Here is a 25,746-nt window from a genome sequence, read left to right on the forward strand (position 1 = left end):
AGTTGCAGGAACAGCAGCAGCCTATGTGAGTTACCTTCTCTCAAACTCCTTTTCTACTCTAATGTCGCAGGGTACCTGCAGGCTGCCGGCCAGCTTTTCAGCCTCGGCTACGGCCCGTGCCCTGTCGGCAAAAGAAAACGATGGAGAGGCGGCCGTATTGGCGGCACATAAGATTATTTTGTAAGCTATTACTGTCCCAGACCAAGTCGGACTTATGCCGTTAGGTGTGTTCGTTGTTTTGTAGGAAGCCGGTACTACCGCTACTTTGGATACCGGAGGCAAAGCCGTCCATTTCCCGAACTTGATACCCAGAAACGAGGAGTAATTATTTACACGCCTCGCTTCCAAATCAAGCAAGGTGCCTTTATAAGCCGATACAGCTATTGCACCCAGCAAAACAGCGACTCCGCCCACCACCAAGGATCTTACAAGCGAGTCAGGGTCGTTGAGCACAAATGGGCTTAGGATGGAAACAATGCCAGCACCAATAAGCAACAGGCCTAGCAAGGCAGGCCCCGTAGAATAGCTTCTCGCTTTGAAATCAGAATACTTCGTATTTCCCATAATTTCTGAGTAGAGACGGGCAACCGGCCTCTTCTGCCCTTTGGCTAAACATACCTTAAAACCCTCTGGAATGCTATTTTCATTTAAATAATTTTGTAACGCCTTTGCCTCCGTTTAGCTTGTTGCACACTTCATCAAATAGCTTTCGCTTTCCGCTGAAGCCAGTCTTGCTCCTCTTCCGTGAGGTAAGGACTCAGTTTTTCTACCACTTGTTGGTTATAGGCATTAAGCCAACTGATGTGGAATGGCTCCAGCAAGTCTTTCTTAACAGGTGCTGTATCGATTAGAGCCAGGGTAAGATGCTCGAAGGTGTAGAACACTCCAAACTCATTTTCCTGGTCTGGCACAGTGAGCACCAGGTTTTCGATACGGATGCCATGCCTCCCGGGTCTGTAGATGCCTGGCTCCACGGACGTAATGGTTCCTAATTCTATCGCAATTGGAGTAGGCGACGGGTTAAATACATGCGGCCCTTCGTGAACATTCAGGGCAAAACCAACGCCGTGCCCAGTGCCATGGCCATAGTTGCGGCCAAACTCCCACAATGGCCTTCGGGTGATGGCATCGATCTGGTAACCATAAGTACCTTTTGGAAAACGGGCAGTAGCACCGTCTATCATACCTTTCAGCACCAGAGTATAATCCACGCTCTCTTCCTCAGTAAGGTTTCCCAGCGACACGACTCTGGTTATATCGGTGGTGCCGGTATTGTATTGCCCTCCGGAATCCACAAGCAGCAGACCGTCCGGCTGCAGCTCAGAGTTGCTTGCCGCAGTTGCCCGGTAGTGTGGCAAAGCACCATGTGCTCTGTAGCCTGCAATGGTATCGAAACTGGATCCTATAAAACCATCCTGGTCGGCCCTGAATTGCTGCAGCCGCTCCTCTACACTTAACTCAGACATGGCAATGTTCCCAATGTTTTCCTCAAGCCATTTAAAAAACTTAGTGATGGCCACTCCGTCTTTTACCATGGTCAGGCGGGTATTTGCTACCTCCGTCTCATTTTTAATGGCTTTAAAATAAGTGGTTGGATTTGTATCCTGCACCACACGAACAGAGGCGGGCAACAGTTTATAGAGCGCAAAGCAGTTCCGCTTCGGATCAATTAACACGGATGCATCGGCTGGCAAGGCAGCCAGAGCACTTTCAACCTCACCATAAGGCTGCAGGGTAATGCCAGTAAGCTGCAGTTGGCCTTGCTCCTGCTCGCTTAGCTTCTCCAGGTCTATATATAAGGTGGCTGCATCCTGGCTGATCAGGGCGAAACACAGCACCACCGGGTTACACTTCACATCGCTTCCTCTGATATTAAAGAGCCAGGCCAGATCATCTAACGAAGAAATAAGATGAAACTGCGTCCGTTGCTTCTGCAATGCTTGCCGCAGATCTTTCAACTTCTCGGCAGTAGATTTGCCTGTTATCTCTTCAGAAATCAAGTAAGCAGGTGCGACCGGCAGCGGAGGTCTGTCTGGCCAAATTGGGTCAAGATAATTTCGGTCGGAGGCTATGGAAAGTCCGAGTGGCGCCAACTGCTGCTCCAGCAGCTGCGCCAGTTGCACCGATATCAGGCGAGCATCAAAAGCTACAACTTCATCCTTGCTAAGCTCCTCTCCCAGCCACTGTATATACTCCGGTACCCCTTGCGCCTTCATTTTAACTAACTCAAAACCAGTGTCGGCAAGTTGGTCGGCGGCCTGCTCAAAATAACGTGCATCTGTCCAGAGACCGGCGAATGTAGCTGTTACCACCAACGTACCAGCAGACCCAGTAAAGCCTGAAGCAAAATAAATGCATTTATATCTCTCTGGCAGGTATTCACTTATATGCGGATCAGCAGAAGGAATAATATAGGCGCTTACGCCATCAGTTTTCATTTGGGTTCTGATGGCAGCTAGTCTTTCTTTATATGTCATGATTATTGTACGCTTTAAAAAAGCAAAATATACGAAAAATGGATGAACGGCACAGAAAAACCACTGCTGCAAAGAGCTTAAAGGCGTTTTCCTTTTCCAAGTATTTCTCTGAATGTTTCTTTACCAGGCCGTAACAGCTTCAGGTTCCCGATCAAAAGCAGGGCCCGATCTAGGCGCAACTGGCTACTTTTAACACCGGCTACATACTGAATGATGTACCGCTTCATGCCAGGCGCCAGGAGTGCAAAGCGTCTGTTCCCCTCCTCATCCTGCCTTAACAGCTCCTCCAGTTCTTCCGGCACCTCTGCACCATACTCACTATCATCTTTCTCGAGCAGCACCTGTACCTTATCTCCCCGCCTTAGGTGCGCTTGCTTCATGCGGCTACCTGAGATGGTAATATAACCTCGCCCCTGCCCAAGCGCCACCAGGCCGCATTGGTAGCTAACCGCCCCATTTACGGTACAAATCAGCCGAACCTTAAATTTACCTCCCAGCGCCTGCACCACTTCTTCCGGCACTTCGAGGTAATGCAGCTTCAGTTTAAGTAAATGATCTATATGTGTGGTAAACTGAATAGGTAGCATGAGGACCGATTTCTAATTTTTAACTTAAGGTTTGTATCAGTGCCATTATAATGCCTGCTTCTAAGTTCAGAAATATAAAAAGGTATTTAGTAAACTTTGGCAATTGAGCTTATATAACATATCGATTTGCCGCTCTTGACACCTTCTAAAAATCAACTATTTTTTGATTCATAAAGGTAGAAAAACTATTTACCCTTAAAACTCTCACCTCACTTAACAAAGCATACAGTATTTTAAATTTATATTACACCTTTAAATTATTCAAACAAAAATTTCCTTCCAGAGCACTTTTGTCCTTGTTTGGTCCCAAGCTTCTTCTGAACTTCATCTATAACATTAAAAAATTGACTACGTCTTCTTAATGACGTGAACTTTCCATAACATTGGATCGACTAACTAGTATAAGTTTACTTCCTAGAAAAAAGCATAGGTAATTTAGTAGACACAGCTTAGGAAACAGGGATAATGAGCCGCAGCTTACACAAAGCAAACAACCTCTATATCATATTAATTTACAAGCATTTATACTCCCAAAACAGAGCCGTAGTATTAGAAGCAGGCATGGTAAAGCACAACTAACGCATTCCACCCTTGTGTTAATAAACTGAACATTACCTCTGGAAGGCTTTTTTCATTCAAATAATTGTTGTTAGGCTAACCTAAAGTTCAATAGCCTTTTTTGCACTAAACAACTACTAGTTAATTTTGATAATTCTAGTTTAAACAACAAGTAAGTTCAATTAGCAATTGTAATGGATTACTACCTTAATGCTATAAATTTAATAAAACAGGTTGTTTTATTTATATTCAGCAAATTAATTAACAAATTTTAAACATTTTCTTAACTTTTCCGTAGCGGATCGATACAACCTATTTAAATATTTTCTATCTTGTATCAAGTTAATTAGATAGGTAAGAGATATGGAATTTAGTATAGTAGTAGCACCCAACTTAGAATCGCTTGCAGCAGAAGTATCCGGTTTATTCTCAAAAGGATGGCAGTTAAAAGGAAGTATTGTAGAACATAAACAAGGCTACGCGCAACAAATGACGCGTAAACCTTCTGATATAGTGCGTTTAAGAACCAAATCTCATCAAGCTCAACCTATTCAGAAAAGAACTAAATGGATTGAGTAGTATTTAAATAATATTTCGCCTCCCATCTTAACGGGGAGCCAGCGCTTTACAAGCAGTATATTGCAAGTTGAGCGCTGGTTCCCCGTTTTAGTTTAAGCGTACAACCGGCTTCCTGTAGGACAGTTACTAAATAGTCCTCTTTATTTATACATGTAACTTTTATTCATGCTCCTTGCTTCATTTATCTTCTAGAGCAGCTATCCAGAAGCACCTTTTCAATAACTATACCTGTCTTTCCTCTCGTATTAAGTTAAAGCTATGTAGGGTTACACTATAACAGAGGCACTTTTCGCACTTCTAAATATTAATTTTTGAGTACATAAGTTTATTATATAGCGTTTTTACTGACTTTAGATATTAATTATTCATAATATTCGAAAAAAGCACATCTTTTTCTGCCCACATAAGTATATATGCTAGATTCATTCAAAATATAGAATATAATATTTCAAAGAAATTTCAAAAGTGCAGTTTAATACAAATTTTATCATCGACCCCAATCACAAACTATTGGATCTTTTACTTTTTTTATGAGAAGAATAATTTACGCCATACTCCTCTTATGCTGTGCCACATCGTGTATGTCTAACAGAGAATTAGCTTACATGCAGAATGACAGATACAACACCAGTTCCCCCGTTTCGGTTGCGAATGGTCCTAAACCCTACAGGCTGCAGGCTAACGACGTTTTATCCGTTAAAGTGCAAAGTGAGCAACCTGAGCTTTCTAACTTATTTAACGTAGTAGACCCAGGAAGCAATATGGCGTTTGGCGGCCCAAGTGCACTCTACATGAGTGGCTATACCATAGACGCTGCAGGTAATATTACTTTGCCTACTATAGGAAAATTAAAGATAGCAGGCTTAACTTCTACCGAAACGCAAGACCTGATACAACAGAACCTGAACAAGTACCTGGTAGGCACCACTGTTATTGTAAAATTACTGAGCTTTAAGGTAAGTGTGCTGGGTGGCGTACGTAACCCGGGCTATTACTATGTATACAACGAGCAGGCAAATATACTCGAAGGCCTTAGCCTTGCAGGTGACCTAACCCAAGCGGGCGATAGAAGAAGAGTGAAACTGATTCGACAGACTGCAGGTGGATCTGAAGTAATAATGTTGGATTTAACTGACCCTAATTTGGTACAATCACCGTATTATTATTTGATGCCCAATGATGTAATCTATATTGATCCTTTGAGAACTCAACTAAAGCGGGAGAACCTGGTAGTTGTTACAGCCTTACTGGGTGTCATTTCGACAGGTGTTTTATTATTAAATTATTTTAGGTAGACTGATGAAAAGAAATACGAAAGAGCATGAGATAGATATAAAGAGCTGGCTGTTTAAATTTAAAAACAAGTGGTACCTCTTCGTGGCTTTTGCACTTGTATCGCTTGCGGCCGCTTATGTTTTTGTAAAAAGCTCTAACAGCCTGTATGAGTTTAAATCGACGTTATTACTAGGCGATCAGCAAACGGGTTCCAGAAAGGCCCAGGAGTTATTAAACATTTTGGATGTGCCCTCCAAAGGCATAAAAGTGGAAGATGAGATTGGCTTGATTAAGTCGGCCGAAATGGTGAAGCGAGCCTTGCAGCGCCTCGACTTTTCAGTTACATATTACCAGGTAACTGATCATTGGCTCAATACATTTGGAGAACTTGTAGTGCAGGAGCAATACAATGAAGCGCCCTATATTGTTAAACTAGACACCAGCTCCACGCAGTTAGTAGATATTCCGATTGAGATTAAGGTGCTGAACGATAAGCAATACCAGATTTCTATAGATGCAGAAGAAGTAAAGCGCTACGATTTCCGTACCCACAGCAGCTCTGGCTTTGTTCCGGCTGTATCTATGGTTAAAGTACATTACTTTGGAGAGCCGTACAAAGATAACAACCTTAGCTTTACACTGGTGCGCGATAGCAGTGCTGCCGAAATTAGCGGCAAGAAGCATTACTTTGTTGTGAACAGCATGAAAAGTCAGGTGGCCCGTCAGCAGTCTAAGCTCGAGGTGAAACCAATTGATCGGGAGTCGCGGGTACTGGAGCTGAAAAGTAAAGGCAGCATTCCTGAAAAAGAACTTGCTTTCCTGAACACCCTCATGGACGAGTACGTGACAAAAGATCTGGAAGAGAAGAACCTAAACGGACATAAAACCATTGAATTTATAGATAGCCAGTTAGCTACCCTGACCGACTCTCTAAGAAAAAGCAAGCAAGCTATCTCCTCTTTCCGCTCGGCAAACAAAATTTCGAATATTGGAACTCAGTCTACTATTAGTTCGCAGCAACTTTCTCAGCTACAGGCTGAGCGAGCCCGCCTGATGGTAGAGAAACAGAATTACGAAAGCCTCTTGGACCAGTTCTCCAGCGAGGATGCCATTGCTCAGGCAGTTTCCCCTGCAGCCGCAGCCAGTGTACAAAATGCTGTGCTCAGCAACCTGTTTAACCAGCTTACTGAGTTAAACCGCGAAAAAGCAGGATACCGTGTAACGGCCACCCAGGACAACCCAAGGCTGCAGGTACTGGAAAGCAAGATCCTTAACACCCGCAACGCCATTGTATCAAACCTGAAAAACGTTATTTCTTCTACCAACAACAATCTGAGAGATGTTAACAGAAGAATTGGTGAAGTGGAAACAACCTTGGCTAGATTACCCGAAAGCGAACGTGTGCTGGCAGACTTGCAAAGTGAGTCGGAGTTTGTAGACAAAAAGTACAGCTACCTATTGGAGAAAAGAGCCGAAGCTTCTATTGCACTGGCAACCAACACAACAGACAAAAAAGTAATTGACCGTGCCTCGCTGGCAAGCAGCGGACCAGTAAACGTGAAGCCAAAGATGATTTACATGCTGGCGCTTATCATAGGGCTCATTATTCCGGCCGCCATGATCGTGCTCATCAGCAACGTAGACAATACCATTCAAGGCAAAAACGATCTGGCAAAAGTTACTAATATTCCTTTCTTGGGCGTTATTGCCCATGGCAGCAAAACAGATAAACTGGCTGTAAAAAACAACCCGCGTTCTGCCATTGCAGAGTCTATAAGGTCAATTCGGATTAATCTCCAGTACCTCATGGCAGAAAAGGATTTCAAGGTAATTGGTGTAACATCATCTGTATCAGGAGAAGGCAAAACCTTCACTTCTGTTAACCTCAGCACGGAATTGGCTATGTCTGGTAAGCGTACCGTCCTTATTGAATCGGACATGCGCAAACCAACTTTTGGCAAATATTTTAAAACATCCGGTGCGGCAGGTTTGTCTTCTTTCCTTACTAATGATGTTGCCTTAGAAGACGTGGTTCAGAAAACAGAAATTGAGAACCTGGATATTATCTCTAGTGGTCCAATTCCTGATAATGCCATCCAGTTACTGGAGCGCCCTAGAATGCGCGAGTTAATTGAAAGCCTAAAGGGAAAATACGACCATATTGTAATCGACACGCCGCCAATTGGCTTTGTATCGGAATACTTTATCCTGATGAAGCACATGGACACGAATATCTATGTAGTGAAGCACCAGTTCACGAACAAAGATATGCTGCATCAGATCAATGACTTGTATGCTAGCAAGAAGATCCGCAATATTCACATGATCATCAATGACCTGGACTATGGTAAAGCATATGAGTATGGCTACAAGAAAAAAGCCAATTACTATTATGTATAAACCTCCTGGCAAACAAGCCATATAAGTTAAGGAACTTTCTGAAGCTCTTCCGGGCAATTTCCCTGGAAGAGCTTTTTCAAACCATATTACCAATAACGTAGGGATGAGTAAAAATCTGGCTTCGAAAGCTGTAAGCGGATTAAAGTGGGGTTCAGCATCCACAGTAGCCAATGCTGTTATGCAAATTGGCTACACCTCAGCCATGGCAAGGCTTCTGGAACCCGAAGCATTTGGTTTAGTAGCCATATCTGGCGTAGTGCTACGTTTCGGTAGCTATTTTGCCAATCTGGGTCTTAATAAGGCCATCGTTCAAAAAGAAGATCTTTCTGAGGAGAATATCAGGGCCGCCTTCACTTCTACCCTGCTGCTGGGCCTGCTGTTCACGGCACTCACCTGGTTGCTGGCTCCATTCTCTGTCATCATTTTCGATAATCCGGATGTTGCTCCTATTGTACGCGTTATGTCGCTTGCTTTTTTCATTAATGGAGTAAGCGCGACTTCTGTGAGCCTGCTGGAGCGGAATATGCAGTTCAAGGTAATCAGTATTATGGAGACCATCTCCTATGTGATTTCTTACCTGGGATTGGGTGTAGTACTTGCCTACCTCGATTTTGGTGTGTGGAGCCTTGTGTATGCCTCGTTGGCTCAGGCTGCTTTAGTAGCGGTTGGTTCTTATGCGGTTACCCGGCACAATGTACTGATGTTGTTTCAGTGGGAGTCGTACAAGCCACTCTTCAGTTATGGCAGCAAAATGTCGGTTATCAGCTTTCTTGAGTTCTTGGCCACTAACCTCGATACTATCCTGATTGGACGTGCGCTAGGTTCTCATCGGCTAGGCCTTTACAACAGGGCGTTTATGCTGGTAAACCTGCCTATGTACATGCTCACCCGAACGCTGACAAAGGTTGTTTTTCCATCTTTCAGTAAGCTACAGTCTGATGTACAAAAGCTTGGCAAAATATATTTGTCCAGTATTACGCTGCTTGCTGCCATGGTTATACCCGTTTGTCTGGGTATACTGGTAGCTGCCCCCGAAATAGTATACATCTTGCTTGGTAGCCAATGGTCGGCTTCGGTGCCTGTGTTACAGGTATTGTGTCTGGCCATTCCGCTAAGTTTTATAACCATGTTTGCCGGTATTGTGTGCGATGCCAAAGCAGTGCTGAACATGAAAATCGCACTCACTACTGCCTTCATACTTATTATTTGCGTATTCTTCTACTTGTTGCGGGGGTATGGACTAATTGGTTTCGCCTGTGCCATTTTTCTGGGTGAGTTGGTAAGAATGGGCTTGTATCAGTGGGTTATGAGCAAAGTTTTGGAGCTCTCCTACCGGCAGCAGTTGTCTATTTACCTGCCAGGCGTAATCAACGGTGTTCTGATAGCCGCTGCACTCTATCTGGTAAGTTCGCTTATGCGTGGAGCAGACTTGCCAGCCTGGCTAATTTTGGGTGCGCAAATGGTAACTGGAGCCATCACGCTGCTGACTCTGACCTTGTGGTTCCCGCATAAGTTACTGAAAGCAGAACTGCATATGATATTCAGCAAATTAGGCTTGACTGAAAAAACCGGGAAATTTTATAGTAAGATGTTCCAAAAATATACGCACTATAACGTAAAAGAAGCATAAGCTATGCTTTCTTATCCATCAGCATTAAAATAATACATTATTATGACTATCGGAGTATGTGGACCTGTTGATTTGAATATTCTGGAGTGGGAGCTGAAAGGGACAAATTTTCCTGTAACCAATGCCTTCCCTTTAACTTCGCATTTTATTAATGCACTTGTTAGTAGAGGCTTTAAAGTGATTGCTTACACCAATTCAGGCGCAATTGACCAGCCTCTTGCTTATGAAACCGAGAATCTGAAGGTTTATGTAACGCAGCAATTACCGCAACCAGGCAGGCGCTTTTTTAAATTCGAAATTGATGAACTAAAAAACAAGATTACCCAGCACCCTGCTGATTTCATAGTAGCTTTCTGGTCTTATGAGTATGCGGCAGCGGCCTTGAAAACCGGGATTCCCACAGTAGTAAGCCTGCATGATGTGGCATTGCAGATTTTGAAAAATCACCGGGATGTATTCAGATTAGTTCGCTGGTGTATTAACTACTATGTGGTAACCAAAGCAAAACACTTAATTGCTAACTCAGAATATACTTATGCTCAGCTAAGCAAGAAGGAAAAAATTAAAACCAGGACCATCGCCAATTTTTACCCACACGACCTGGAAACCTCTGTTTCAAAACCAGTAGAAAAAGGCAATTATCTTATTACTACCTCGATGGGCTTTGGCAGGCGCAAAAACGTGCACCAAGCACTGCGGGCATTTGCTATCCTAAGAAAACGATTCCCGACTCTAGAGTATCAGCTATTAGGTGCCGGCATGGAGGAGAACGGGGAAGCCCATCAATTTGCCAGGAAACATAATCTAGAAGATGGCGTATTGTTCCTCGGGCACCTGCCTTTCGATGAAGTTCTGCAGCGCATTGCCGCTGCCAAAGTACTGCTACACCCCTCCAGAGAAGAATCTTTTGGCATGGTGGTATTAGAGGCTATGGTTACCGGAACGGCTGTAGTGGCAGGCAAAAAAAGTGGTTTTATCCCACACCTGCTCAATTATGGTAAAGCAGGTCTGCTTTGCGATATTCTTTCACCTGAAGATATTGCCAACAACGTAGCAAAATTATTAGTAGATAAGTCGCTGCGGGAAGAACTGGTGAACAATGCCAGAATCTATGCAAAGAACAACTATTCGGAAGAAGTCATTATTAACAAGCACCTCGAATTCTATAGTCAGATCTTAGGAAAACCAGTTGTACCCGATAGAAGATCACTCAACGAACTTCCGGAGGTTCATTTAAAAGCCTAGCCTGATTTTGTAGAGGGACGAGATGTAGATTAGAAGCTGATGAAAATAAATTACTCTTTTTTATTTATAATACCAATAGCACTCATCATGCTCATGGACAACATGTTCACTGAGCTGGCTGCTCCAAGTAATCCGGACATACAGTACATGATGCTTAACCTGCTCATGAAGGGAGGAGCTGCACTTTCGTTTGGATATTGCTGGCTGAAATTTCAGCGTATGTCCAAGCCCATGCGCATGATCTACTTTCTTCTCAACCTGTATGTAATTGGCATGGTGGTGGAGTCTATGTTCAGGTACGACACCCCTATGGTATACCCGCACGTGTTCCAGAAGCTGTTCGTACTCTACTTTAGCTTCTTTGTTTATACCTTTTACAAAGGTAATTTTCACCTCAAGTTCTCGCACGTTGTATATTTTATTATGGCCGGTTTCTGGCTTAACGTGCTGATCGTGAACCCCCACACCTTAAGCATTTCTTCTTTCACCGGGCATGAGCGCGGAGTTCACTCCTCTTCTGTTTATATGCTGGTAATACCGTTTCTGTATTACCTGAGCAATTATTTTTATCGGGGCAAAATGTTCCAGTTGTTCATGGCCCTGTTTGTTTTGCTGACTATCTTCTTTTTCCAGCACAGAACGGTGTGGATCTCAACGGCCGTGGTACTTGCCTTCTATTACCTCCTGACCAAATTTAAGGCAGAAGAACCCATAAACTTTGGAAAGCTGGTACCCATTATTCTAGTTGGTATTATAGCTGGTATTGCGAGTAGTGCTTTCCTTTTTTCGATGCACCCTGAAATTATTGATAAGGTGCAGGCTAGTTTCTCTGATATGGAAAACTTTGAAACACAAGGCACCGGAGGCTGGCGGTATAAACAATGGCTGTCTTACGTACCTTTTATCGAGGAGAATTTATTTCTAGGGATGCGCTTTGATGGGTTTGAGTTACCGATTCAGTTTTACCGCGAAGATTTAGGCAGGCCCGTTTTTGAGGACGGCAATGGCCACCACTTTCACAGTTTTTACATTGAGATTTTGTTCTATACCGGGCTTGCAGGTTTATTTATTTTTCTGATGCTTACCTGGCAAACCATCAAATATGTATTCCGGGTGCGCTACATGACTATCCGGCAAATTATGCTGCTGTCATTTATTTTAAGTGGCTTTATTTTTGGCATATCCTATGTGTTGCCGGTTTTCTTTTATGCTGTGCTTGGATGGGCTATCGTACTCATGGAAGAAGAAGTGCCTGCCCCTGTAACGTATCTTAAACAATCTGTTTGGCGTAGAAAGCTCCGGCTGAGAGAATTAAAAGAAAACTTGCTGCCTCCGGCTAACAAACCAATTTTTAAACACAACTAGTTTTTGCAAGAACAGTATTATAGGTATACTAAGATATTTACCCTTAACATATGAGTACCTTTACGTCTGACGAACCTCTGCACACACCTGTGCTGCTTATTATATTTAACAGAGCCCACACTACCCAAAAAGTTTTTGAACGTATCCGGCAGGTAAAGCCTAAGCGACTTTATGTAGCTGCCGATGGCCCGCGACCGCATGTGCCCGCTGATGTAGCTAAATGCGCCGAAACCAGAAAAATTATTGAGCAGGTGGATTGGGATTGTGAAGTAAAAACATTATTCCATGAGCAAAACCTACGCTGTGGCGTAGCTCCCTCAAGAGCAATTACGTGGCTGTTCGAAAACGAGGAGACCGGTATCATTTTAGAAGATGACTGTATTCCTTCTAAAAGCTTTTTCTGGTTCTGCCAGGAACTGCTCGAAAAATACAAGCAGGACACTCGTGTTATGCACATCAGTGGCAACAATTACCTGGATGGCTGGCGCAACGACTCCGACTACTCTTACTATTTCTCTAACAAGGTAAACAGCTGGGGCTGGGCCACCTGGCGCAGAGCCTGGCAGCTGTACGACTTTAATATTAGCAACTATCCGGAACTGAAGCAGAAAGGATACCTGAACGGTATTTTCCTGAATAAATTTGAACAAATGTACCGGTTAAGCAAGCTGGATGAAACTTTTACCAATATAGAAAAAGGGGATGTTTGGGATTACCAATGGGAATTTACTGTTTATAGCAATTCCGGACTATGCATAGTGCCTGAAGTAAATCTTGTACGTAACATAGGTTTTGGCGAGGATGCCACACACACCTTTAACCTGCACGATAAAAAAGCGCAGATTCATGAGCAGGAAATTGAGTTTCCGCTCCGGCACCCACGCTTTGTAATCCGTGATATTGAGTCTGACAAACGAAACTTCAACTACCTGATCCGTGATAAGGTCAGTGCGAAAATCAAAAATATTTTCAGCATTAGTCTTTAGCTTAACCCTTTATGAAGTTACTTCTATCTGCATACGCCTGTGAACCTAACCGGGGAACAGAACTAGGGAATGGCTGGAACTGGGCATTGAATACAGCTAAAATGGGCCACGAAGTGTGGTGCCTCACCACTATAGAAGGCAAAGATAATATACTGGCAGAAGTAGAACGGCTGGCGATGCCTAATCTGCACCTCATTTTTGTGGAAGTACCTGGCTGGGTTCAAAAAACATTTGAATACCACCTGGGCTTTTACATTCATTACATGTATTGGCAGGAACAGGCTTACAAAATAGCACGGCAACTAGATAAAGAAATCAACTTCGATCTGGTACACCATGTTACTATTGGCAGTCTGCAACTAGGAACAGCTCTCTGGCGCCTGGACAAGCCCCTTATTTTTGGGCCTGCAGGAGGTGGACAGGAGGCTCCAAAAGCATTTAAAAAATACTTCTATAGCTGGTGGAAAATGGAAGTGGTGCGGTCTTGGATCAGTAAATTGCTTTTGACATTTAATCCTAATGTTCGCAAATCTATGCGACATGCCTCGCTGGTTCTCACCACCAACGAAGATACCTATAACATGGCTAAAGAGAACGGTGCCAGCAACGCTCAAATGTTTTTAGACACAAGTCTGCCTGAAAGCTTCTATCCTCCTGTTTATCCTGCACGTACCCCCTCCTCTGAGCTAACAATTGTTTGGGTGGGCCGTTTGTTTGCCCGAAAGGGGCTCCCGCTTGTAATGGAGGCACTAGGCCAAGTGAGGCCGGATGTAAACTTTAAGCTGCAGATATTAGGAGATGGCCAAATGCATGATTATGTGCCGCAATGGATAGAGCAATACAACCTGAAAGGTAAAGTGGACTGGAAAGGCCAGGTGCCATGGGAGGAAGTAAAACGAGCCTACACAGAGAGTGACATTTTTATGTTCTGTAGCCTCCGCGACTCTTCCGCCGCACAGTTTCTGGAAGCAATGGCTTTCGGCCTTCCTATTATAACACTCGACCTGCACGGCGGCAAAAACCTGGTACCAGACCAGGCTGGCATCAAAGTCCCGGTTACTACACCTGCTGAAACTATTAAAAAGCTTGCCTTGGCTGTAGAAGAACTTTATGATAATCCTGATCTGCGCCAAAGCATGGGCCAACACGGGTACAGTTTTGCTAAAACGCAAACCTGGACTCTAAAAACAGAACATATTGCAAGGTTCTACAGTAAATTCAGTCAAGTAGAAGAAATTCATCAATAAGAAGAAAGTAAACATGATACATATAGTTATACCCGTTTTTAACAGAAAGCATTTCACCAAAGCCTGCCTGCTGTCTTTGCGTCAGCAAACAAATAAGGAGTTTAAGGTCATTATTGTAGACGATGGCTCCACAGACGGTACGGCGGATATGCTAAAGGAAGAGTTTCCGGAGGTGACTGTACTGTTTGGTGATGGTAATTTGTTCTGGACCGCCAGCGTTAACATGGGAATTGAGCACGCGCTGAAATCAGGAACAGATTATGTCATGACGATGAATAACGATGTGGAAGTAGCGCCTGACTTTATCGAACACACCTACAAATGGGCAAAACAAAAGCCACATGCCGTTATTGGCGCCCTGGAAATGGATGCAGATACACGTGAGCCAATATTTGGAGGCGAGATTGTTGATTTCAAATTAAACAAGGTACGGCACTTGCTGAAGGAACTACCAAAAGAGGAGCAGGTAGGAATTCATAAGGTTTCGCAATTGCCTGGGCGCGGCTTGCTTATACCAAGAGCAGTTTTCGAAAAAGTTGGCTTGTTCGATCAAGAGCGTTTTCCGCACTATGTAGCCGATTACGATTTCACGCATACTGCCGCCAGAGCCGGATTTGAGCTCTATTGCAATTACGATGCAAAACTTTATACTTATCCGGAGGAAAGTGGTGAGCGCCAGAATAGAAAAAGTAAGAGCCTCAATAGCTTCTATAAACATTTATTCGATATAAAAGGAGGCGGCAACCTGCGCGACTTCACCAGGTTTACACTTAAAAACTGCCCTAAGCCCTATGTACCTTACTACCTGGTGAATGGATATGCTCGCAGAATTTTCGGATATATAGTTAAATGATGCTTGAAAACCAAAGCGATAACATCCTCTTAAATAATTTTAAACAACTACACCTATGGTTTAACCGCCTGCTCTGGTTAAGTTTAACCATGGCTGCGGTACTAGCCATAGGTGTAGTTGCTTACCACGTACTTTATTCCCAACCAACGGCAGGGACCACTACTGCCTATGAATTCGAAGGCCCGCTGGTAATAACCAAAGGTGGCACCTATTCTGGTAAATGGGAATCCAGAAATTCAAACGTACCGGCTATAGAGGTTAAGACTTCCGAGCCAGTTATCATCACTAATTCGACCATCCGTAGTGCTGGCTTCCTGATAAAATCGTGGGGCTACAGTGCCGATATTACAGTTAAAAATACGACAGGTTATGGTTTGCGCCCTACCCTGTATGTAGGATCTAAAAAACCTCGCAGGTTTATCACCATAAACAATTTTAAAAATGTGGTGGTAGAGAATAATTACCTCGTAGAAACCGCCGGTATATATTTAGGAACACGTTACGAAGGAGACGGCTCTGAAAAACAAACCATCAAAATTCGCTACAACAAAGCTAAAAACATAGACGGTCGTGTGTTTGGGGGAGATTACGAAAGATCTCAGTTTGTGCAATTTAACTTTGTGAACCCCGTACCACACGCAGAGATTGCATGGAACGAAATTATAAATGAACCTGGCAACTCACTTGTTGAAGACAACATAAACATATATAATTCCAGGGGCACACCGGAATCTCCCATCCTGATTCACAACAACTATATTGAAGGGGCTTTCCCTATACCACTCACAGAAAAAAAATATACGGGCGGGGGCATTATTACAGACTCTCCTGGCTCAGATTCTCTGACTGCCACAGCACATTTAAAAATATATGAAAACCACTTGGTTGGCCTTGGAAACTACTGCATAGGTATAGCAGGCGGTAACCATATTGAAGTATTCAATAACAGAGGCGTGGTTGCTGCAGAATTCGAAGATGGCACCCCATATCCTTTTTGGACGAGTGGCATCTGGGCCCGTGACTTTTATAAAACAAATGCCACCTATAACAACAGCATGCATCACAATACCTTATCGGTGGTTGGTAAATCTGGCAGCTGGCGCAACGAAATCATGAAGGGCATGGAAGAATCAGCGGCTACTTATGATAACACAGTGTTGGAGAAAAGAGCATCTAAAGAAATGGAGCAACAAGAGTACATAAGGTGGCAACAAAAACTCGATTCACTGCAGATAACCCCAGGTCCACTGGCTAATGGATCATAAAACCATAGCCTGCACAGGTTATAATTGAAACATCTTCCTTAATATAAACAGACTTTTGCAATTCTTGGGGCAAATCCTTCTAATGAAAATGCCCTTCCAGAGCCGCTTTTACTATGATATGTTATAGGGTACATAAAGCACTATTCTTTATAGTATCAACTTGTTTACAAGTTTTTGATTACCACTACTCTCTTCTGCTCCCCACATTTTACATAATTTTTCTTCATGTTAACTTTGGCCGACAACTTTTATTCTAGAGGTATTTGTCTTGTCAATGGCAAAAATTACTAGAAAGAATTGGTGTCCACAATCAAGTTCTAAAGTGCAAGTATGGTTTTTCCATGTTTAAACAATAAAGCTAAAAAACACCTGTAACCTTACTTAAATCAAAATTATCCAACATCCGCTCATTCATTATATATAAAAAACCATATATGAAAAAATAAATAACATTATGGTTTTATAAATAAATTATGATATAAGTTAATTTAAATATTTCCCAGAATGAACCTTCGAATTATCAAAATTATATAAAATTTAATAAATTAAATTACATTTCATGTTTATAACTTTTCTAATTTTTTAAACTATTAAAATTGTTCAGACATGACAAAAACAACCTTTAAAACGCTTTAAACTAAGATTTTGAAGATTTATGCATATAACTATTTTAACCTTGTATTATTATTTTCTTATTTATTTCAATTTTATTGGATTTTCATAAAAAAACAGTTCTATATTTGTAACCAATTATATTTGTTGCTTCCGAAAAGGTATTAAGCTTTAGTACCACAGATTTCAAAACTTAAAAAATTATAAAAGTGAACTATTAAGGTTTGGATTAAGTTTGAAGCAGTATTACAATATTATTTTTTTTTAATTTTTCAACTTTTAGCCAAAGAAGATGAATTTACAATTTCTTACCTCTCCAGAGAGGGTAAGCCGGACTATGCTTGCTCTATTGACATTCGTTGTCGTTTATTTAGCAACCACCGCCAATGCACTAGCCCAATCTTATAGTGGGCCAATCGTAATCACCAAAGGAGGAACCTACACAGGTAACTGGGAGTCGAAGAACTCCAATGTTCCGGCAGTAGACATCCAAACATCAGAACCTGTTATTATTGTTAACTCGAACATTCGGGGAGCAGGTTACCTCATCAGATCCTGGAGCTGGCCAGCTGATTTAACTGTTCGTAACTGCAACGGCTACGGCATCACCCCAACTTCTTACAGCGGATCTAAAAAACCACGCCGCTTCGTTACAGTTAACGCCTTCAAAAACATTGTTATTGAAAACAACTACATGGAGTCGACTGCAGGTATCTACCTGGGCACAAGCTACGATGGAAACGGCTCTCCCAGCCAGACAATCAAAATCCGCTACAACAAGGCCAAAAACATAGATGGTCGAGTGCATAATGGATTTGAGCGCTCACAATTTGTGCAGTTTAACTTCCGAAATGCAGTTCGCCACGCAGAAATAGCTTGGAACGAAGTTATCAATGAGGCCAACAAATCAATGGTAGAAGACAACATCAACATGTACAATACACGTGGTACTGCTGATTCACCTATTAGAATTCACAACAACTACATTCAGGGAGCCTTCCCCTACCCTGCTACTAAATCAGAATATTCTGGTGGTGGTATTATCACAGATGGTGACGGCAATATCAACATCTGCCCTGCCTACATCACTGCCTCTGAAAACCAACTGGTAGGACTTGGAAATTATTCCATGGGTATTGCCGGTGGCAACAACATCCGCTACGTAAACAACAGAGCAATTACTGCAGCAAAGTATAACGACGGAAAAGAGTATGCGATGTACACTTCCGGCATGTGGAGCAAAGACTACTACAGAAAAAACACTACTTTCGCCAATGTAATTGGTAACAACGTAATTGGTGTAGTAAAATGGCGCAACCCTCAAAACCGTAATGATATTTCGGTAGCAGAACATGCCTCATTTACATCTAATACACACCTTCCAAACCCAATTACTCCAGACACTGAAAGAGGAGAAGCAAATCTTTGGGCACAAAAGCTGCAGAGAAATGGCATCAAGCTCGGACCGAACGGCTCTGCCCCTTCTAACAGCAACCAAGCGCCAACTGTTGCTTTAACTGCTCCAAGTGCTAATGCTTCTATTGTTGTAGGATCATCTATCAAAATCAGTGCCAATGCGAGCGATGCTGATGGTTCTATTTCTAAAGTAGAGTTCTTCCAGGGTTCAACAAAATTGGGAGAATCAACTTCAAGCCCTTATTCTTATACCTGGAACAATGCCAGAACAGGAATTTACTCTTTAACTGCTAAAGCAACAGATAACAAAGGTGCTACTACCACCTCCACTTCTGTAAGCGTGACAGTAGTTAATGCCAACACAGTTACAGACAAAATAACTGGCGGAGGCGGCGGATCAGGGAAAATTGTTCGCGAGATGTGGGCAAACGTGCGAGGCTCTAACACCTCAGACATTCCAGTAAATACCACCCCTACCAGCACTACTGAACTGACTGTTTTTGAAGGACCTACCAACGTAGCCGATCACTATGGTGCCAGAATCAGAGGATACGTTACGGCTCCTGTTTCAGGGCAGTATACCTTCTATATTTCTGGAGACAACAATGCAGACCTTTTCCTGAGTACTTCTGAAAACCCTGCCAATAAAACCAGAATTGCTTATGTGAATGGTTGGACAAACCCAAGAGAATGGAATAAGTATGGCACGCAAAAATCACGTGCAATTACTTTGGAAGCAGGCAAACGCTACTACATCGAAGCCCTGCACAAAGAAGATGCTGGTGGTGATAACCTGGCAGTTGGTTGGGATTTACCTAATGGTGCGCAGGAAAGACCTATAGGAGGAAACAGACTATCTACTTTCGGAAGCACTGCTGCACCAATTGCCTCAATAACTGCCCCTTCTGCTAACTCTCCAACAGGTAAAATTACCCGCGATATCTGGAGAGGTGTACACGGATCATCCGCTAAAGATGTACCTGTAACGACAGAACCAAATCAGTCATCTGAATTAACATTGTTTGAAGCACCAAGTAACCAAGGCCACAACTATGGCCAACGTATCAGAGGTTACGTAACTGCACCTGCTACTGGCCAATACACGTTCTGGGTTGCCGGCGATGATGTTGCAGAACTTTGGTTAAGCACTTCTGATGATCCGAATAGAAAAAGAAAAATTGCTCATACTTCAAGCTGGACAAACCAAAGACAATGGGACAAGTCTTCGTCGCAAAAATCTGCTAAAATCACACTGGAGGCAGGCAAGCGTTACTATATCGAAGCAATTCACATCCAAGGTGGCGGAGGTGATAACCTGGCAGTAGGTTGGGAGTTGCCTAATGGAACACAGGAGAGACCAATTGCAGGAAATCGTTTATCTCCAATGAGACAGGGTCAGGCCGCCATAGCAGCTGTTTCTACAGAATTAAGCTTTACAAATGCTACAGCATATCCTAATCCATTCAGAGATATGATTACGCTTGATCTTGGTGAGAAAGAAGTTAAACTACAAGAGGTTGTTATCATGGACCAATCAGGTAAAGTTATTTACAAAGAAACAAGCAACCTGAAACTGGATAACAATAAACTTGTGATTGATTTTGCAGGATTGTCTATCAATAGCGGCTTGTATTTACTGCGCTATACTGATACACAAGGTGGTACTAAGACTTTTAAGGTCATTAAAGAATAGTATAAACCTGCTTTTATAGTATCTTCATTAAGGATGCTCATCATATTGTTGGGCATCCTTTTTTTATGCCTCTCCTGTCCCTTCTACTCTTTATCACCTCGCTATCTCACACTTCTCCTGTCCTGCCTATAGTCAACTAACTGTATTTGTCTCTGTTTGATTTCACTGCTACTACTCAGTGTATAGTGTGTTATACGTGCTGTGTTTTTTCCAGGTTACAGCATTTTCTATTTTTTTTTCAGCTGTGTTATTTTCAATTGTGACAATTAAATTGCTGACAACTAATAGCCTCACCGTACCACCACCAGCTTTCGGCTTAGGGTCTTGGCAGTACTTACCACACTTATGTTATAGATGCCGGGCCGCATGGTCTCATCCACATTAAAATGTAAGTTCAAAGTCCCATCAATATCCGTTTTCACCTGTTCCTGAAGAAATCGCTTCCCAGATAAATCTGAGATGACAATAGTTACTTCCTCATCTACCGGAAATCTGGTAACTTCAATTTGCACATCGCCAGACCTTACAGGGTTTGGATACAGCAAGAACGTAGAGGCGGAAAAGCCACCACTTTGTACAATGATGATGTTTGAATAGGTGTGTTTGCCTGATGTTTTGTTTATTTTAAGCCTGTAATAAACACTACCACTAATCGGTGAGGAATCAGTGAAAGTATAGGCTAGCCTATCTGAACTCGGTCCTGTGGCGGCTACCTGCCCTATTGTTGTAAAAGATTCACCGTTCTCTGATCTTTCCACCTCAAAGTTGGTTACATCCACTTCGTTTATAGTTTCCCAATTCAGCACAACAGAACCGTGCACGTACTGCCCCTCAAAAGACATGAGCTCAGTAATTGCAGAAAACACATCTGTATAGCGCTCTTTTATTTCTTCTGCGGTCAGAGGCCTACCAAACAGTTTAACCTCATCCAGGTCGCCTTTGTAATGGTAACCACCTGCTTCATTAAGATAACCTAGGTTAACCGGACTTCTGCTGCCAAATCCATTCTGGAAGGTGTAGTTCTGCTGACCTACCAGTTCTCCGTCGATATATACCTTGCTACTATTTGTTTTAGAATCTCGTACGGCTACAAACTGGTGCCAAATGCCATCGTTGATTTTTACGCCTGAGCTGGTAACGGCAGTCCCTCTCCTACTCCAGTCGAACATCACAAATACCGCGTTGCCACCAGGGTTAAGGCCCAACCACCATTGTACCTGCGAATCTTTGGCACTTCGGCCCATGAGCACCTGGTTACCGGAAGGAGTAACGGTGGTGCGCATCCAGAGTTCTATAGTAAAGTTGGCATCTGGCCCCCACTCAAAGTTTGGACTCTCCATTACATTCAGTCCATCGTCTTCTCCGTCAAACCGCTGGCCGCCAGACACTACGCCAGTTATAGGAGTAGGCCTGGAGGCTTCTTCTGTGATGGCATGATGAGGCGTGTAATAATCGCGGTAGCGGGTACCTACTATTTCGTGGAGCATCCAATGGTGCACCACCTCTGCGATTTCTCCAATACCTTCTTTCACCGAAATGGTGAAGGTCTGCTCTGCCGCATTCACACTATTTGCCGCCTGCACCGTTACTTTAAAATTACCAGTTGCACCTGGCACCCATGTTATCAATCCTGTGTTGCTGTCGATGCGCATCCCCTGCGGCGCATCCAGAAGTTTATAAGTTGGTGCGGGACTACCGGAAGCATTAACATCATAAAAATAGTTCTGGCCCATGACACCATAAATCACTGGCTCCGATACAATGCTGGTAGCCACAGTTTGGGGTCCGCAATACGTTCCAGCGCCTTGGTTATACCGGTTGCGGACTTCTGCTTCCGTTAAGTTCCTGTTGTACACCATCAGTTCGTCTATGTCGCCGTTGTAAGGAAAGCCTGTTTGCAGGTTCAGGTAACCTATGTTCACGGGGGCTGCGCTTAAATAGTCTCCTCCAAAGGGGTGTTCCAGGCTATAGATAGCATAGCCGTCTACATACAATTTATTGGTAGTGTGTTTTTCGCGAGTGCTGGTTCTTCCATCGCGCACCACCACAATGTGATGCCAGTTACCGTCGTTGATTTTCCGTTTAATTGTGCCTTCATTGTCTCCTCCTAAACCAACTGTATTACCGGTTCTGTCGCGGATAATAAAGGTGGCATACCCATCTGGTGTAAGCCCGAGCCACCAATGTGCCGGCGAATCTTTGGCGTCGCGGCCAATTAGCACCTGGTTGGTAGAAGAGTTTGCTGTAGTCTTAACCCAAAGCTCTATAGTAAAGCTGCTGTTAGGGCCCCACTGAAAATGCTGTGTCTGATCAAAGTCTAATCTGCTGGAGCCATTGAAACGTTGTGCACCACTAAACTTTCCTGGTACAGGTGTTGTGCAGGAAGTACAGGTAGCATTTGTGTTCGAAGTATAATCGAGGTAAGTACCGGAAGCCTGTTCATCAAACCCAAAGTAATGCACCAGGTTGGGAGGACAGGAACTGTTATCGAGCAAATCTAACGTACGCTTTTCTGCTGCCAATACGCCTCCGCCTGTTAATAAGGCCAGTAACAGCGTAAGAAAACTTTTCAGGATTCCACATAATGTTATTTTGCAAAAAACCTGATTTGAGAAGTTGTCCGCTACTGCAAATTTAGCTGTTCGGGTAATTATTTTTGTCATTCTATTGTCGTGATTTCAATACAACCAAGTTCTTTTGTAGTTCCTGGTTCGTACAATGCAGGGAAACCAATACCTACACAGAGAGTGTGTAAGGTTGTGCTGTGTAAAACTTCTGGCCGTTCTGGTATTAACCCGAAAACCTTTTCTAACGCATTTTGTTATCCCCTATTACGCTGTATTTATAGGGAAGTTTTAATATTGAGTTTATTTAATATTTATTGCAAAAAACAAGGCATATAGTATCATTTTTCTTACATCAAAATGCTAACCTTTGTTGCTCCCAGGGTTGAACCAAAAGGAGTTAAAAGAGGGAATAGTAAATGGATTATTATTTGGAATTAGTAGAACAGACAGCTGAAGCATGAGTTGTTTGAATTAGCATTCTAGAGCCGGCTCAAATTATGCTAATGAAAACGGCCTTTCAGAGGCAAAAAAGAGATAATAGCTAAAGGACTTGTGTCCTTCCCAATTGATTGTTAAAAAGGCATTTAGCTTTAAAATATTTAAAAGCAAATTACGGCCACCAATTCTAATTTAGTGATTCTAATTTGGAAAAGCACCAGTTCTGTTCCAGGCGTTCCTCTTGAGCAAATTACTTTGCCTTAGTTTCTAATCTAAACTTAGCGCTCGCTCGAATTATTCAAATGAAAATGGCCTTCCAGAGGAACAAAACAGCTTTTAGCTCTCTGGAGGAAGCCTGCCTTCCTGTTATTCCTGAAATATTTAGCGACCGTAAAGGACTGAGTAATTTAAACTCCACACCCTGACTCTTAGCTCAAGTTTATTTATTTGAGATTGTGAATCCTTATCCAGCACACCATCAACCTAAATCTTATCTCACGATAACCTTCAGACTCCTGTTTTTTGACTGACTGGATAGGTTTAACAAGTACAAGCCAGGAGGAAGCTGTTGCGCAAAATCTAGTTGAGTAGCCAATGTGCCGGTGCCGTCTGCTTTTGCTGTGGTAGAATTAAGTTTACGGCCTGTGCCATCAGTTAGCAGCAGGTTCACAGGTTCTTCTTTACTGAACCCGTGCACTTCCAAGGAAATGCTTCTGCCTTCGCCAGGGTTCGGAAAAACAAAATCGGCTTGTTTTGTTGCCTGTTTGTTCTCTACAGCCACTACCTTAGACATAGAAAATTTGCCATCGAAGTCTACTTGCTTTAAGCGGTAATACAGTGTGCCCGAAGGCGCCGTTTCGTCCAGGTAAGTATACACTTTGGAAATACTGCTGTTACCAGTGCCTGCAACTTCTGCCACATCTTCAAACTGCTCTCCCTCCTGCAGGCGCTGTACAACAAAGTGGCTGTTGTCTTTTTCAGAAGCTGTTTTCCAGGTAAGTTCGACGCCTTTGCTACTGTACTTTGCATTAAATGAAACAAGTTCTACAGGTAAAGTATTAAATGCCAATTCCGTAGCCAAAGCATTAAACCATACGTTGCTCATTTTATCGTAGCCCGCCTGCGTGGGGTGCAAAGGGTCGGCCATATCTCCTCCACTAGCAGTATACCTATAATCTATGTTGGCATCGGCCATATCTACCAAAACCAATCTGTCGCCAGCTGCTATGCGTCTAGCAGCCATTGATCCCATGTAGTTGTTATAGCTGATGGTTGCCTGATTTTCGTCTGGATATGGACAAAAATTCATTCCATTATCGGTGTAACAAGCCACCCGCAAAATTATTTTAGAAAGAATAACGGTAACTTCTTTCCCGCTTTTCTCTTCATAGGCATCTACCTGGTCCAGGATATCAATTAAGTCATTCATGCCACTTTCTCTGCCATCTACAGAGTTTGTACCAATGTGCAGCAGAATAATGTCTGGGTTATAAACTTCGAGGTAAGGCCTGTCAGAAACAATCACTCGTTTATTCCCATCCATGTAATTTGAGTAGGAGCCATCGCGCAGAATGTTGGCTATATCATTATCGCGGAGCCCCGGGAAGCCGGCATGATCATCGTCTTCAACCAGCTCCTTTCCTGATTTTCTGCTTCCAACATAGTCAACTTTAATTTCTGCCTTAGTAAGCATGTTATAAAGGTTACTTCGATAGGCCGCTCTGTGTTCCACTGGCACCGGTTTATTGTCGGTGGTAGTGCTATGTCCTTCGGTATTAGAATCGCCAAGAGGCATAATTTTATAGACATAATCAGCTGGCCTTGTTGTGCCACTTACCACCTGGCTGTAGGCAGAATAATGCTCTCCATCGAAGCTCCTGATCCTGTAGAACATTTTTTGTCCTGCTGCCAGACCAGTATGCCGGTAAAATGTTTGAGACCCTGGTATACTGGCCAACGATTCAAATTTACCGGTGGCAGAAGTTGATGTTTCAATGAAGTACTTTTCTACGCCAGCATTGTCTCCTTCCCATCTAATGGTGAGAGCACCTCCAACCGATGTTAGCACCTTCACTTCTATTGGCGCGGCCTCAGGCGAGAGCTCCTTTAAGGCTAGCTCATTACCAGCATTAGTTTCAGAAAAATTTAGCAACAGCAACAGGAGGACCAAAAAGTACCGGGGAGTAAAATATAATTTCATACAGGTTGAAAAGATGTTATGAAGCTTTGCAGCCAACCCTATAACGTATATTATATTAAAGAGTTTCTATATTTAAAATTTTGCTGCACTTTTCGGACTAAATCCCTTTATTCCTACCTGAACCGCCGAAAAAAATTAGGCAAAACAACCTGCTTGTAACATCTGGTGCACTTTTACTAAATATCAGGAAAAATATATGCCTCTTTGCCCAACCTTTTGCTGAAACTTTTATATAATATAGGGCATACTGATTTCTTGAAGCCCTATGTATGTTTCTCAGGCAATTACCGGCAACCGCTGGTAGCATAGCAGTTGTTTACATGAGAGATTTACGCTAACCTAAAACCCTTTGA

At 42.9% G+C, this 25,746-nt stretch carries 16 protein-coding genes; 11 read left to right on the forward strand and 5 right to left on the reverse strand.

The window, feature by feature from the left end:
* Nucleotides 1–30: 30 nt before the first annotated feature.
* The 3 genes from ACMA1I_RS03875 to ACMA1I_RS03885 form a co-directional block, all read right to left on the reverse strand.
* A complete protein-coding gene (locus ACMA1I_RS03875; RefSeq protein ID WP_337066971.1) occupies nt 31–564 on the reverse strand; it encodes a hypothetical protein in 534 nt (177 codons plus the stop codon).
* 134 nt (nt 565–698) lie between these two features.
* The gene (locus tag ACMA1I_RS03880; RefSeq protein WP_337066972.1) at nt 699–2,477 is read right to left on the reverse strand and encodes an aminopeptidase P family protein; all 1,779 of its coding nucleotides are present in this window, start codon (nt 2,475–2,477) and stop codon (nt 699–701) included.
* Between the two features lie 77 nt (nt 2,478–2,554).
* A complete protein-coding gene (locus ACMA1I_RS03885) occupies nt 2,555–3,064 on the reverse strand; it encodes a DUF1905 domain-containing protein (protein ID WP_337066973.1) in 510 nt (169 codons plus the stop codon).
* Nucleotides 3,065–3,985: 921 nt separating this feature from the next.
* On the opposite strand from ACMA1I_RS03885, the gene ACMA1I_RS03890 reads away from it, so the two are divergent.
* The 11 genes from ACMA1I_RS03890 (at nt 3,986) to ACMA1I_RS03940 (ending at nt 20,188) form a co-directional block, all read left to right on the forward strand.
* Complete coding sequence (locus ACMA1I_RS03890) at nt 3,986–4,201, forward strand: hypothetical protein (RefSeq protein WP_337066974.1); 216 nt, start codon at nt 3,986–3,988, stop codon at nt 4,199–4,201.
* Between the two features lie 530 nt (nt 4,202–4,731).
* Nucleotides 4,732–5,496 (forward strand): polysaccharide biosynthesis/export family protein, encoded by a 765-nt coding sequence (locus tag ACMA1I_RS03895; protein ID WP_414703862.1) that lies wholly within the window; start codon nt 4,732–4,734, stop codon nt 5,494–5,496.
* Between the two features lie 4 nt (nt 5,497–5,500).
* Nucleotides 5,501–7,876, forward strand: a complete 2,376-nt coding sequence (locus ACMA1I_RS03900; protein WP_337066976.1) for a polysaccharide biosynthesis tyrosine autokinase — start codon at nt 5,501–5,503, stop codon at nt 7,874–7,876.
* Nucleotides 7,877–7,979: 103 nt separating this feature from the next.
* On the forward strand, nt 7,980–9,506 hold the full coding sequence (locus ACMA1I_RS03905; RefSeq protein WP_337066977.1) for a lipopolysaccharide biosynthesis protein: 1,527 nt from the start codon (nt 7,980–7,982) through the stop codon (nt 9,504–9,506).
* Between the two features lie 42 nt (nt 9,507–9,548).
* Nucleotides 9,549–10,751 (forward strand): glycosyltransferase family 4 protein, encoded by a 1,203-nt coding sequence (locus ACMA1I_RS03910; RefSeq protein ID WP_337066978.1) that lies wholly within the window; start codon nt 9,549–9,551, stop codon nt 10,749–10,751.
* Nucleotides 10,752–10,790: 39 nt separating this feature from the next.
* Nucleotides 10,791–12,116 (forward strand): O-antigen ligase family protein, encoded by a 1,326-nt coding sequence (locus tag ACMA1I_RS03915; protein ID WP_337066979.1) that lies wholly within the window; start codon nt 10,791–10,793, stop codon nt 12,114–12,116.
* 50 nt (nt 12,117–12,166) lie between these two features.
* Nucleotides 12,167–13,102: a nucleotide-diphospho-sugar transferase gene (locus ACMA1I_RS03920; protein WP_337066980.1), complete on the forward strand. Its 936-nt coding sequence runs from the start codon at nt 12,167–12,169 to the stop codon at nt 13,100–13,102.
* Nucleotides 13,103–13,113: 11 nt separating this feature from the next.
* Nucleotides 13,114–14,349, forward strand: a complete 1,236-nt coding sequence (locus ACMA1I_RS03925; RefSeq protein WP_337066981.1) for a glycosyltransferase — start codon at nt 13,114–13,116, stop codon at nt 14,347–14,349.
* A 13-nt stretch (nt 14,350–14,362) separates the two neighbouring features.
* Complete coding sequence (locus tag ACMA1I_RS03930; RefSeq protein ID WP_337066982.1) at nt 14,363–15,202, forward strand: glycosyltransferase family 2 protein; 840 nt, start codon at nt 14,363–14,365, stop codon at nt 15,200–15,202.
* Nucleotides 15,199–16,467, forward strand: a complete 1,269-nt coding sequence (locus ACMA1I_RS03935; protein ID WP_337066983.1) for a glycosyl hydrolase — start codon at nt 15,199–15,201, stop codon at nt 16,465–16,467. The genes ACMA1I_RS03930 and ACMA1I_RS03935 overlap by 4 nt, the downstream gene beginning before the upstream one ends.
* 904 nt (nt 16,468–17,371) lie before the next feature.
* A complete protein-coding gene (locus ACMA1I_RS03940) occupies nt 17,372–20,188 on the forward strand; it encodes a PA14 domain-containing protein (protein WP_337066984.1) in 2,817 nt (938 codons plus the stop codon).
* 290 nt (nt 20,189–20,478) lie between these two features.
* Here the strand turns inward: ACMA1I_RS03940 and ACMA1I_RS03945 are convergent, their stop codons facing one another.
* Together ACMA1I_RS03945 and ACMA1I_RS03950 are read right to left on the reverse strand one after the other, a co-directional pair.
* Complete coding sequence (locus ACMA1I_RS03945; protein WP_337066985.1) at nt 20,479–22,851, reverse strand: LamG-like jellyroll fold domain-containing protein; 2,373 nt, start codon at nt 22,849–22,851, stop codon at nt 20,479–20,481.
* A gap of 832 nt (nt 22,852–23,683) precedes the next feature.
* Nucleotides 23,684–25,393 (reverse strand): SGNH/GDSL hydrolase family protein, encoded by a 1,710-nt coding sequence (locus tag ACMA1I_RS03950; RefSeq protein WP_337066986.1) that lies wholly within the window; start codon nt 25,391–25,393, stop codon nt 23,684–23,686.
* Nucleotides 25,394–25,746: the final 353 nt, after the last annotated feature.

The sequence above is a fragment of the Pontibacter sp. 13R65 genome (assembly GCF_047525655.1).
In the GTDB taxonomy this organism is placed as follows: domain Bacteria; phylum Bacteroidota; class Bacteroidia; order Cytophagales; family Hymenobacteraceae; genus Pontibacter.

Coding starts and splice junctions, on each gene's coding strand:
- ACMA1I_RS03890 (WP_337066974.1), top strand. CDS start 3,986: ATGGAATTTAGTATAGTAGTAGCACCCAACTTAGAATCGCTTGCAGCA.
- ACMA1I_RS03905 (WP_337066977.1), top strand. CDS start 7,980: ATGAGTAAAAATCTGGCTTCGAAAGCTGTAAGCGGATTAAAGTGGGGT.
- ACMA1I_RS03945 (WP_337066985.1), bottom strand. CDS start 22,851: ATGACAAAAATAATTACCCGAACAGCTAAATTTGCAGTAGCGGACAAC.
- ACMA1I_RS03940 (WP_337066984.1), top strand. CDS start 17,372: ATGAATTTACAATTTCTTACCTCTCCAGAGAGGGTAAGCCGGACTATG.
- ACMA1I_RS03875 (WP_337066971.1), bottom strand. CDS start 564: ATGGGAAATACGAAGTATTCTGATTTCAAAGCGAGAAGCTATTCTACG.
- ACMA1I_RS03935 (WP_337066983.1), top strand. CDS start 15,199: ATGATGCTTGAAAACCAAAGCGATAACATCCTCTTAAATAATTTTAAA.
- ACMA1I_RS03925 (WP_337066981.1), top strand. CDS start 13,114: ATGAAGTTACTTCTATCTGCATACGCCTGTGAACCTAACCGGGGAACA.
- ACMA1I_RS03910 (WP_337066978.1), top strand. CDS start 9,549: ATGACTATCGGAGTATGTGGACCTGTTGATTTGAATATTCTGGAGTGG.
- ACMA1I_RS03920 (WP_337066980.1), top strand. CDS start 12,167: ATGAGTACCTTTACGTCTGACGAACCTCTGCACACACCTGTGCTGCTT.
- ACMA1I_RS03880 (WP_337066972.1), bottom strand. CDS start 2,477: ATGACATATAAAGAAAGACTAGCTGCCATCAGAACCCAAATGAAAACT.
- ACMA1I_RS03930 (WP_337066982.1), top strand. CDS start 14,363: ATGATACATATAGTTATACCCGTTTTTAACAGAAAGCATTTCACCAAA.
- ACMA1I_RS03950 (WP_337066986.1), bottom strand. CDS start 25,393: ATGAAATTATATTTTACTCCCCGGTACTTTTTGGTCCTCCTGTTGCTG.
- ACMA1I_RS03895 (WP_414703862.1), top strand. CDS start 4,732: ATGAGAAGAATAATTTACGCCATACTCCTCTTATGCTGTGCCACATCG.
- ACMA1I_RS03915 (WP_337066979.1), top strand. CDS start 10,791: ATGAAAATAAATTACTCTTTTTTATTTATAATACCAATAGCACTCATC.
- ACMA1I_RS03900 (WP_337066976.1), top strand. CDS start 5,501: ATGAAAAGAAATACGAAAGAGCATGAGATAGATATAAAGAGCTGGCTG.
- ACMA1I_RS03885 (WP_337066973.1), bottom strand. CDS start 3,064: ATGCTACCTATTCAGTTTACCACACATATAGATCATTTACTTAAACTG.